This window comes from Krasilnikovia sp. MM14-A1004 (genome assembly GCF_047159485.1).
Taxonomy (GTDB): domain Bacteria; phylum Actinomycetota; class Actinomycetes; order Mycobacteriales; family Micromonosporaceae; genus Actinoplanes.
In genome coordinates, this window is record NZ_AP038773.1 from 2,057,079 (window position 1) to 2,067,702 (window position 10,624).

The window sequence follows — 10,624 nt, forward strand, 5'->3', positions numbered from 1 at the left end:
GACCCGGTTCCGCCGCTGCCCCCGGGCGAGCTGCTGCTGTTTCTGTTGCAGGTCTCGCTGCTGCTGGCGCTGGCGCTGCTGCTGGGCGCGGTCGCGGCCCGGCTCCGCCTGCCCCGGGTGGTCGGCGAGCTGCTGGCCGGCGTCCTCGTCGGACCGTCGGTCCTCGGCTACCTGGCTCCCCCGGTCTCGGCCTGGCTGATGCCGCGCCGGCCGGAGCAGCTGCATCTGCTGGACGCCGTGGCGCAATTGGGCGTACTGCTCCTCGTCGGGCTCACCGGCATGGAGCTGGACCGGCAGCTGATCCGGCGGCGTGGCGGGACCGCGGCGCGGGTGAGCGTGGCCGGGCTGCTCGTCCCGCTCGCGTTGGGCGTGGCCGCCGGCTACCTGCTGCCGACGGCGTATCTCGGCGGCACGGAACGGACCGTGTTCGCGCTGTTCCTCGGGGTGGCGATGTGCGTCAGCGCGATCCCTGTCATCGCGAAGACGCTGGCCGACCTGGACCTGCAGCATCGCGACGTCGGGCAGCTCGCCCTGATCGCCGCGGCGGTGGACGACACGGTCGGCTGGTTCCTGCTTTCGGTGGTCGCGGCGATGGCCACCATCGGCGTCAGCCCCGCCCTGGTCGGACTCTCCCTGCTGTACGTGTCGGGGTTCGTCGCCGTCGCGGCGGTGGCCGGTACGCCGACCGTACGTGTCGTCTTGGGGTTGGCCGCCCGGTCGCCGGGGCCGGGCCCGTCCGTGGCGACCGCCGTGGTGATCGTGTTGCTGGCCGCGGCGGCGTCGCACGCGCTGGGCATGGAGCCGGTTCTGGGTGCCTTCGTTGCCGGGTTGCTGGTGATGCGCTCCGGCATGGCGGATCCGAAACGCCTGGCGCCGCTGCGCATCGTGGTGCATTCGGTTCTGGCACCGTTGTTCCTTGTCATGGCCGGCTTCCGGATGGACCTGACCGCGTTGGCCCGGCCCGCCGTGCTGCTGCTGGCCGTCGTGGTCATCGCGCTGGCGATCGTCGGTAAGTTCCTCGGTGCCTACCTGGGTGCGCGGATGAGCCGGTTGCCGCACTGGGAGGGGGTCGCGCTCGGGGCGGCGATGAACTCCCGCGGGGCGGTCGAGGTGGTCGTGGCCATGACCGGCCTGCGGCTCGGCGTGCTGACCACCGCCACCTACACGGTCGTGGTCCTGGTCGCGCTGGTCACCTCGGTGATGGCGGGGCCGCTGCTGCGGTGGTCGATGGCCCGGGTGGAGGAGGGCGCGCAGGAGCGGCTCCGCCGGGCCGTGCACGACGCGTGGCGCGGCGGGCTGGCGCAAGCCCCGGAGCCGCGGCCTCCGGGAACGTGAGGCCGCCCGCCGTAGCGATCGGCGTCGGGTCCGCGGCGGATGTGCCGGCGTTCGGCGGGCCGACGATGCTTGCCAAGATCGGCTACGCTGCGCCGATGCCGTTCGAGCCCGGACAAATCATCAGTCGCCGGTACCGGCGCGCCGCGCGGTACACGTGGGCCCAGCCGATGCGGGTGATCAGCGACGACGAGGCAGGGCTGCTGCTCTGGCACCCGGCCGGAAGCGATTTCGCCCGGCTCACCGACGCGGACGGCAACACCCAGCACGAATTGCCGGTCGACGAGATGCGCGATCCGGAGCTGGTCCTCGGCACGTGGCAGGACTACGACATCCTGGTCCTGATGCCGCCGGGCGCGTCGCACTCGGTCTGGTGGTTCTTCTCCGACGGCGAGTTCGACTCCTGGTACGTCAACCTGGAGGACCCGTACGTCCGGCTGCCCGACGGGGTGGACACGGCCGACCTCGTGCTCGACATCGTCGTGGACCCGCAGCGGCGGTGGGAATGGAAGGACGTCGACGAGTTCAACCAGCGGATCGGCAACCCGCTGTACTTCGACGCCGAGCAGGCCGAGCTCATCCGTGCCGAGGGTGCGCGGCTCGTCAAGCTGATCGAGGCGGGGGACTTCCCGTTCGACGGCACCCACACCGACTTCCGCCCGGACCCGAGCTGGCCGGTGCTGCGCCTTCCCACACCCCTCCGCCTGCGCTGACCCCTGTGCCTGCGCTGGCCCCTGTGCCTGCGCTGGCCCCCGCGCCTGCGCTGGCCCCCGCGCCTGCGCTGGTCTCTGGGCATGGCGCAGACTGGCCAGATGGCCGTGATCCGTTGTGACTTCTTCTCCGACGTGCTGGAGCTCGGCACCTCGATGACCGTGCTGCTGCCGCAGTCGCCGAGCGCGCAGATCGGCCTCGCGGGCCACGGCGGCGACGCGGCACCGCCCGTGCTGTATCTGCTGCACGGCCTCAGCGACGACGACACCGCCTGGACCCGGTACACGTCGATCGAGCGGTACGCGGCCGCCCGCGGTCTGGCGGTGGTCATGCCGCAGGTGCACCGCAGCTTCTACACCGACGAGGCGCACGGCGGGCGGTTCTGGACGTTCCTGTCGCAGGAGCTGCCGGCCGTCGTCTCCGGGTTCTTCCGGGTCTCCACCCGGCGGGCGGACACGTTCGTCGCCGGTCTGTCGATGGGCGGGTACGGGGCGTTCAAGTGGGCGCTGCGCCAGCCGGACCGGTTCGCGGCCGCGGCCAGTCTGTCCGGCGCGCTCGACGTCGCCTCCCTCTACCGGCAGCCGTACACGCACGAGCTGGCGGCGCGGGTCTTCGGGGACCGGCCGGTCGCGAATACGGACGACGACCTCCTGCAGCTGCTGAGCACAGTGGACGCGGCCGGGCTGCCGCGGCTGATGCTGCACTGTGGCACAGAGGACCACCTGCTGGAGCAGAACCAGCGGTTCGTGGCAGCGTGCCGCGAGCACGGCGTGCCGCTGGAGACGGAGTTCGGGCCGGGCGGGCACGAGTGGTCGTACTGGGACGCGCAGATCCAGGCGGTGCTGGACCGGCTGCCGGTCGGCGGGTAGCCGCTATTGCAGGCGGTTGGCCATCATGGCCTGTTCTTCCAGCACCTCGTTGATCCGGGCCTGCACGGCGTCCATCTGACCGATCGTCTCGCTGGTGACCAGGATGCCCGAGGACACCGTCTTCGCGCTCTGCTGGATGCCGGTGACCTGGTCGGCCACCCGCTGGGTCGCCTCGGCGGTCTCCCGAGCCAGGTCCTTGACCTCGCCCGCGACCACCGCGAAGCCCCGCCCCACCTCGCCGGCGCGGGCCGCCTCGATGGTGGCGTTGAGGGCCAGCAGGTTCGTCTGGTCCGCGATCGACGAAATGATCTTGATGACGTCCCCGATCGCGGTGGAGGCCCGCCCCAGCGCCTCCACCTCCTGGGTCATCGCGGACGCGCGGCTCACGGCCTCCTCCGCCACCCGGGTGGCGTCGTCGCTGGCGGCGCGCAGCCGGGAGACCGTGTCGAGCAGGGCGCCCGCGTTGTCGGACGCCTGCTCGGTGCCGCGCAGGACGTCGAGACGCTGGGAGACCAGCTGTTCCACGTTGCGCAGCGCGGACGCCCGCGACTCCGACAGGTCGACCAGCTCGGTGGTGAAGAAGTCCATCGTGCCGACGATCCGGCCGTGCCGGTGGATCGGCAGGCAGACCCCGGAGCGGACCCCGGCGCGCTGCGCCGCCGGTGCCCGGACACAGTCCGTCAGGTCGGCCAGGTCGCGGACGAACACCAGGTCATCGGTACGCCAGGCCCGGCCGGACAGGCCGACCCCTTCGGCGAACGTGGCGGCGAGCGTGACCTTGCGGAACTCCTCCCCGGCCGTGCCGGACTCGAACCGGAACCGCAGCACCTGATCGGCCTCGTCGATCTCCCAGTAGGAGCCGTACGCCCAGCCGAACGCGCTGCGCACACTGTCGAGGGCGGTGCGCAGCGCCGTCGCCGAGTCGCTGACGTCACCCAGGGCGTTGACCACGTTGGTGACCGCGTACCGGTCGCTGGCTGCCTGGCGCAGTTCGGCGTTGGCCAGCGCGGCCCGGCGGGCCTGCTCGGCGATGCGGGCGATGGCCGACCATTTCTCCGTACGGGGGCCGTCGACGTTGAGCAGTTCGGGGGAGTAGTACTCGAACACCGCGATGGCCTCGTTGTTGTGCAGCACCGGGGTGACCACGGCGGAGCGCATGCCGACCCGGGCGGCGGCCTGGCAGCGCAGGCAGTCGACGTACCCGCCGAGGTTGTCGACGTAGTGCGGCTGCCGCGTCCGGTGCGCGCGCCCGACCAGGCCCGTGTCCGCGGGCATGGCGTGCGCGGCGACCGCGGCCTGCAGCTCGGCCGCGATGGCGCCCTGCTCGTACTCCAGGGTCACCGTGCCACGGCCGTCGGAGAGCCAGACGGCGCCGTAGCCGAAGTCCTGGGCCTCGACCGTACTGTCGACAGTGATCCGCCAGGTCGACGCCTCGTCTGTCGCCTGGTCGAGATCGATGATGAGCTTTTCGAGGTTCTCGACGTCGCGGGGGATGCGCATGGGCTGCGCCTGCTCAGCCGTGGTGGACCGAAAAACGCTCACGGCCACTCCTGTGGGTGGTATCCGGCGATGATCCCCATCATCCGGCACGCCCGCCCCGTTGGTGTGGCTTTGGTCCAGTTCGGCGCTATTCGCCGTCGCGGGACTGTTCGGCGAGGAAACGCTCCAGCTCCGCACCCAGCTCGTCGGCGGTGGGCAGCTGCTCACCCGAGCCGGCCAGCAGGTTGCCGGCGCGGCCGCGCACGAACGCGTCGTACTGCTGTTCCAACGCGGTGACCAGGCGGCCGGCCTGCTCGTCCTCGCCGACCTGCTTGTCGATCTCCTCGCGGACCAGCGCGGCCGCCTCGCGCAGCTGCCCGGTCGGCAGCGCCAGACCCGTGCTGGCCGACACCGAGTCGAGCAGCAGCTCCGCGGCCGCGGGATACGTGGTCTGCGCGAGGTAGTGCGGGACGTGCGCGGCGTAACCCATGGCGTCGTGGCCGGCCGCCCCGAGGCGGAACTCCAGCAGGTTGCCGACGCTGGCCGGGACCTGCACCCGCTGCAGCCACGACTCGTGGTCGCCGATGAGGCGCTCGTCCGTGGCGTGCGCGGTCATCCCGACCGGGCGGGTGTGCGGCACGGCCATCGGGATGGCGTTGAGGCCGACCGTGACGCGGACCCCGAGGCGTTCGACGAGCTCGGTCACGGCGGTGATGAAGCGTTCCCATTGCAGGTCCGGCTCCGGGCCGGCCAGCAGCAGGAACGGGGTGCCGAGCCGGTCGTGCAGCAGGTGCAGGGCCAGGCTGGGCTGCTCGTAGCTCTCCCAGTGGTCCTCGACGAAGACCATCGTGGGGCGTCGCGAGCGGTAGTCGAGCAGTTGGTCCACGTCGAAGGTGGCGACCACCTTGCCGTCGAGCTGCTCCAGCAGGTGTTCGCGGGTCAGCTGGATGGCGCTGCCGGCATCGACGAACCCGGTGAGCGCCTGGACGAGCACCGGACCCTCCAGGTCGGGCAGGTCGTCCGCCAACTCGTAGAGACCCTGTGGGTCGAGCACGCTGCTGACCTCCTCGTGACACGCTGCGCGACGGATATTGGGCAGCAACACCGTCGCCCGCGCGTACATTCCTGCCGCCGGTCGCGGCAGGCCCGCGGTCCCGATCCTGCCGCACGGGCGCCCGACCCGCAGGAGCGGGCGCCCGCGGCGTCGGTCACACCCGGAACTGCTCCACCAGGCGGTGCAGGTCCCCGGCGAGGCGGGACAGCTCCTCGGCCGTACGGTTCGCCTCGCCCGCCCCGTCCGTGGTGCTCTGGGCGTCTCCGGCCACGCCGGTGATCGTCTCGGTGATGGCCGCGGCCCCGGCCGCCGCCCCCGCCACGTTGCGGCCGATCTCGCTGGTCGTGGCGGTCTGCTCCTCCACCGCTGACGCGATGGTGTCCGAGTACGTGTTGATCCGCTCGATCACGTCCGCGATCTCCCCGATCGCGCTGACCGCCGCACCGGTGTCCGTCTGGATGGCCTGGATCCGGCTGGAGATCTCCTCGGTGGCCTTGGCCGTCTCCTGCGCCAGGTCCTTGACCTCGGAGGCCACCACGGCGAACCCCTTGCCCATCTCGCCGGCCCGGGCCGCCTCGATCGTCGCGTTCAGGGCCAGCAGGTTGGTCTGCTCGGCGATCGAGGTGATCACCTTGACGATGTCGCCCACCTCGGACGAGGAGACGCCGAGCTTGGCCATCGTGGTGTTCGCGTTCTTCGCCACCTGCACCGCGTCGCGGGCGATCCCGGCCGCGTCGGTGGCGCTGCCCGCGATCTCGCGGATCGACGCGGTCATCTCCTCCGCGGCCACCGCGACGGTGTCCACGTTGGTGGAGACCTCCACGGCCGCGGCCGACACCTGCTCGGCACGGGAGCTGGTCTGGCCCGCGTTCGACGCCATCTGCGCGCTGATCGTGGCCATCTGCTGGGCCGTACCGGCCAGGCTCTGGCTGCTGCCGCTGATCTGGGCGATCGTGGCGCGCAGCGTCTGGGTGGCGCGGTCCAGCTCGGCGCCCATCAGGCCGACCTCGTCGCGGCTGTCCACGTCGGCGGTCCGGGTCAGGTCGCCGTCCGCGACGGCACGGATCACCTGCGACAGGCGGCGGACCCGCGCGGCGAGGCCACGGGCCACCGCCACACCGAAGATCGCCGCCAGGGTCAGGCCGACCACCAGCACCGAGATCGTCACCGTACGGGCGGTGGCGTACCGCGCGCGGGCGTGCGCGGCGTCCGCGCTGGCCTGGGCGCTCTCCCCGGCGATGAGGTCGGTCAGGTAGGCGCTCGCCGTGGCCGCGGCCGGGGCGAGGACGTTGTCACCGATCTGTTCGACGTCGGGGGCGGCGAGGCGCCGGCTGGCGGGGACGAACTGCTTGTCCCGTACGGTGCGGTACTCCTGCCAGGCGGCCACCAGCCGGTCCAGGTACACGGGGTTGACCGTGACCCTGCGGTACGCGGCCACGTCCCGGTCGTACGCCACGTCCAGCTTCTTGATCTCCTGCTCGTACCGGGTCTTGGCCGAGGGGGAGGAGGTGAGCCCGTGGTTGAACACGGCGGTGCGGGTGGCGCTGATGTCGACGGCGATCTGGTCGAGCTGCTGGGTGGGCACGACGCTGCCGGTGTACAGGCCGTCGGCCGTCCGGCTCAGCCCCGCCATCTGCATGATGGCGAAGGCGCCGACGCCCGCGCCGACCAGGGACAGCACGGTGACGATCAGCAGGATCTTGGTGTACATGGGTAGGTTGCGGATCCAGCGGGCGGTCCCGCCGTACAAGCTGACAACCTTCACGGGGTTGATAGACAAGTCGGACCTCGTCGTAGGCGGCGAATGGTGTCAGACCAATCGGCCGCCGTGACCTTGGGATGAAGGGTTCGACCGCCCGTGATCCGCATCATGGGACGCGGGTCCCGGAGTGCTGCTCAGCGCGCCGTCAGCGTCGCCTGTGCCGACATGCTCTCGGTCAGCCGCTCGCCGAGCTGCTGTGCCGACAACGGCCGGGAGAAGTGGTAGCCCTGAGCGAAGCGGTACCCGAGCCGGTGCAGCGTGTCCGCCTGCTCGGCGGTCTCCACACCCTCGGCGATCGCCTGCAGGTGCAGGCCGTTCGTGATCTGGATCATCGCGGTGGCGATGACCGCCTCCTCCGAGCGCCCGCCGATGCCGTCCACGAACGACTTGTCCACCTTGAGGGTGTCCGCCGGGCAGGTACGCAGCAGGCCGAGCGAGGAGTGGCCGGTGCCGAAGTCGTCGAGCGCGACCTTCACGCCGAGCGTCACGAGCATCTGCAGGGCGTCCAGCGCCACGCCGCCGTCGAAGACCGCGGTCTCGGTGACCTCGACGACCAGCCGTTCCGGGTCGAAGCCGGTCTCGGCCAGCGCGTCGCGGACCGTCTCGGCGTAGCCGGGCTCGCGCAGCTGCCGCGCGGAGACGTTGACGCCGATCTCGTGCGGCGCGTCGTCGCCGAACTGCTCGATCCAGGCCATCGCCTGCCGCAGCGCGGTACGCAGGATCCAGTCGCCCAGCGGCACGATGAGGCCGGTGCGCTCGGCGATCGGGATGAACTTGTCCGGCCCGACGAACCCGCGTTCGGGGTGGGTCCAGCGCACCAGCGTCTCGACGCCTGTCCACTTGCCGTCGGGCAGCCGCACGATGGGCTGGTAGACCAGGGAGAACTCGCCGCGGTCCAGCGCCTGGCGCAGTTCGGCGCCCAGCTGCGCGTCGGCGGCCTGGTGCTGCTCCAGCTCGGCGTCGTACACGGCGTGGCGGCCCTTGCCGCGCTCCTTGGCCGCGTACATGGCGAGGTCGGCGCGGCGCAGCAGTTCCTGCGGACTGGCGTCGGGCCACGCCTCGGCCAGGCCGACGCTGGCGCGGACCAGCAGGTCGTAGCCGAGGGCGTGCACCGGACGGCTGAGCGCCTCGGTGATGCGGGCCAGCACCTCGGTCGCCTCGTCGCCGCGCAGCCCCTGCAGCAGCAGGCCGAACTCGTCGCCGCCGAGGCGGGCGACGACGTCGTCCACCCGTACGCATTCGCGCAGCCGCTGGGCGACCACGACGAGCATGGCGTCGCCGACGGCGTGGCCGAGGCGGTCGTTGATCGCCTTGAAGTCGTCCAGGTCGATGAGCGCCAGGCTCAGCGTGGCGTCGTCGCTGCCGGCGGCGGCCACCGCGGCCAGCGCGTCCCGGGTGTGCTGTTCGAACAGCGCCCGGTTGGCCAGGTCGGTGAGGCCGTCGTGGGTGGCCCGGTGGGTCAGCTGGTGCTGGTACTGGTTCAGCTGCACCAGGTTGGCGTCGAGCCGGCGCAGCAGGCGGCCGTTCTCGCGCAGCGCGTTGATCTGGCGGAACACGACCAGCGCGGTGAGGCACACCGCCGCCAGCGCGACCACCAGCGCCCCGTCACCGGCCGCGTTGCTGATCACCAGCAGCAGGCCGTCGGTCGCGGCGACCGCCAGGTACGGCAGCGCGCCGAACTTGCGGCGGGCGCGCTCGGGCGACGCCACGCCAGCGGCGCGCCGCTGCCGGTCGGCGGCGAGCGCCAGCAACAGCAGCGTGGCGGGCGTGAACATCTGCGAGCCGCGCATACCCGGCGGCAGGTCGACGAAGAGCGGGAACAGGCCGGCACCGAAGGCGCCCACCGCGGTCGCGCCGGCCAGCAGGCGCACCGTGGTCCGGTCCAGCCCGCCCAGGTCGCTCATGGCCAGCTTGCCGACGGCGGCCACGCCGACCAGGGCGAGCGCGGCCAGCACGATGACCGGCAGGGCGTCGCTGCCGGCCAGCGAGGCGCTGACCGCATGCCGCGTGAGGTACCAGGCGAACAGGCCGACCGTCACCATGACCGTGAGGGCGTCGACCGCGAAGCGCAGGAGCCGTTCCCGGCGCTCCTGCCGGATCACCGGCAACTGCAGCATCGACCACAGCAGGACGATCATCGACAGGCAGTACAGGATCGCGGTGGGCAGGTCGTGCTGGGCGTCGGAGCCGGCGGGGTGGGCCGCGGCGTGCCGCACGTCGCCGATGGCGCCGAGGGCGATCAGCACCCCGACCAGCACCTGCAGGCGCCAGAAGCGGCGGCCGACGGCGTCCAGTTCCGGACCGGTGGCGGTGCGCCAGCACACCACGGCGGCGGCCGCCCCGGCGGCGATGGACGGCACCCAGTTCCAGAACAGCGGAGTCCACTGCCCGGCGAGGTTGCCCAGGAACAGCACGACCGCGGCGACGACCACGGCGCCGGCCATGACCAGCACGGGAGTCGGCCTCAGCCGCTCCACTTGCCGTCCTTCGACCGTCATGCCTGTCGCCTTCCGGTGTGCACCAGGGCACCGTCGTGCCTTCGGCCTGGCTTATCGGTCGGCGGCCCAATGGTCTGAGCAGATCGCCGGGTAGCAGCGTCGGTGCTGGTCAGCGCGATGATCGGATGCGGTGCGGGTGCACGTGCATCTGCACGGCACAATGGAGCGGAGATCCCTTCCTTCTCCCCTCCGGAGCGATCTGGTGAGTGACCGCACGCAGTCCCCGCCCGAGACGACCGCCCCGCCCGCCGACGACCCGCCCGGTCCGCAACCGGAGACCGCCGGGCCGCCCGGCACGCTGTGGGCGCGGATGAAGGCGGATCCCGAGTACGCCCCGGAGCACCTCGCCCTGGAGGCGGTGCGCCGTCTGGGTCCGCCGGCCCGCGCGTGGGCCGCGCGTGTCCGGGCCGAACGACCGGAGCTGGGCCCCGACGGGCATGCTCAACTCGCCATCCGGCGCTTCACCCACCAGGCGCGGCTCTCCGGCGCCCTCTCCGGAGCCGTCGGGCTGCCCGGTGCGGTCGTGGATCTCGGCGTGCTCGCCTGGACCCAGGCCCGCATGGTGCTGCACGTTGCCGCGGCGTACGGCCTCGACCCGACCCATCCCGCGCGGGCCACCGACCTGCTGGTGCTGCAACGGGTGCACCGGGTGGCCGAGACGGCCCGGCTGGCGCTGGGCGTGGCCGCCGGGCGGGAACGCGCCAGCCGCATCTTCGAGGGGATGACCGACCGGCTGCTGACCGGCGCGATCCTGCGGCTGGGGACGAAACTGGCCCAGATGGCGGGCGTCAAGGCCACCAAGCGGATGTTCGCGAAGATCATCCCCGGCGCCGGGGTGATCCTGGGTACCTGGGCGAACTCGACGGCCACCACCCGGCTCGCGCGCCGGACCCGGGAACACTATCGCCAAGATCACTAA

General features: G+C 72.1%; 8 protein-coding genes. 4 read left to right on the forward strand and 4 right to left on the reverse strand.

Translation table 11 applies throughout. The annotated features are described in order from the left end of the window. The first annotated feature begins 45 nt into the window (after nucleotides 1-45). The 3 genes from ACMCNN_RS09385 to ACMCNN_RS09395 all read left to right on the forward strand — a co-directional run bounded on the left by ACMCNN_RS09385 (nucleotide 46) and on the right by ACMCNN_RS09395 (nucleotide 2,912). On the forward strand, nucleotides 46-1,335 hold the full coding sequence (locus ACMCNN_RS09385; protein WP_412745796.1) for a cation:proton antiporter: 1,290 nt from the start codon (nucleotides 46-48) through the stop codon (nucleotides 1,333-1,335). Nucleotides 1,336-1,430: 95 nt separating this feature from the next. Further along, nucleotides 1,431-2,045, forward strand: coding sequence for a DUF402 domain-containing protein (locus tag ACMCNN_RS09390; protein ID WP_412745797.1), 615 nt, complete (start codon nucleotides 1,431-1,433; stop codon nucleotides 2,043-2,045). Nucleotides 2,046-2,144: 99 nt separating this feature from the next. After that, the gene (locus tag ACMCNN_RS09395) at nucleotides 2,145-2,912 is read left to right on the forward strand and encodes an alpha/beta hydrolase (protein ID WP_412745798.1); all 768 of its coding nucleotides are present in this window, start codon (nucleotides 2,145-2,147) and stop codon (nucleotides 2,910-2,912) included. 3 nt (nucleotides 2,913-2,915) lie between these two features. Here the strand turns inward: ACMCNN_RS09395 and ACMCNN_RS09400 are convergent, their stop codons facing one another. From ACMCNN_RS09400 to ACMCNN_RS09415, 4 genes are all read right to left on the reverse strand, one after another. Next, nucleotides 2,916-4,454, reverse strand: a complete 1,539-nt coding sequence (locus ACMCNN_RS09400) for a methyl-accepting chemotaxis protein (protein ID WP_412745799.1) — start codon at nucleotides 4,452-4,454, stop codon at nucleotides 2,916-2,918. Nucleotides 4,455-4,539: 85 nt separating this feature from the next. Next, nucleotides 4,540-5,445 carry a proteasome assembly chaperone family protein gene (locus ACMCNN_RS09405; RefSeq protein ID WP_412745800.1) on the reverse strand — a complete coding sequence of 302 codons (906 nt, stop codon included), beginning with the start codon at nucleotides 5,443-5,445 and terminating at the stop codon, nucleotides 4,540-4,542. Between the two features lie 154 nt (nucleotides 5,446-5,599). Beyond that, the gene (locus ACMCNN_RS09410) at nucleotides 5,600-7,210 is read right to left on the reverse strand and encodes a methyl-accepting chemotaxis protein (protein ID WP_412745801.1); all 1,611 of its coding nucleotides are present in this window, start codon (nucleotides 7,208-7,210) and stop codon (nucleotides 5,600-5,602) included. A 131-nt stretch (nucleotides 7,211-7,341) separates the two neighbouring features. After that, the gene (locus ACMCNN_RS09415) at nucleotides 7,342-9,705 is read right to left on the reverse strand and encodes a putative bifunctional diguanylate cyclase/phosphodiesterase (protein WP_412745802.1); all 2,364 of its coding nucleotides are present in this window, start codon (nucleotides 9,703-9,705) and stop codon (nucleotides 7,342-7,344) included. Nucleotides 9,706-9,907: 202 nt separating this feature from the next. On the opposite strand from ACMCNN_RS09415, the gene ACMCNN_RS09420 reads away from it, so the two are divergent. Beyond that, nucleotides 9,908-10,624, forward strand: a complete 717-nt coding sequence (locus ACMCNN_RS09420) for an EcsC family protein (RefSeq protein ID WP_412745803.1) — start codon at nucleotides 9,908-9,910, stop codon at nucleotides 10,622-10,624.

What these genes read in the sequence shown, in the direction of transcription:
- ACMCNN_RS09390 (WP_412745797.1), top strand. Translation starts at nt 1,431, where the DNA reads ATGCCGTTCGAGCCCGGACAAATCATCAGTCGCCGGTACCGGCGCGCC.
- ACMCNN_RS09395 (WP_412745798.1), top strand. Translation starts at nt 2,145, where the DNA reads ATGGCCGTGATCCGTTGTGACTTCTTCTCCGACGTGCTGGAGCTCGGC.
- ACMCNN_RS09415 (WP_412745802.1), bottom strand. Translation starts at nt 9,705, where the DNA reads ATGACGGTCGAAGGACGGCAAGTGGAGCGGCTGAGGCCGACTCCCGTG.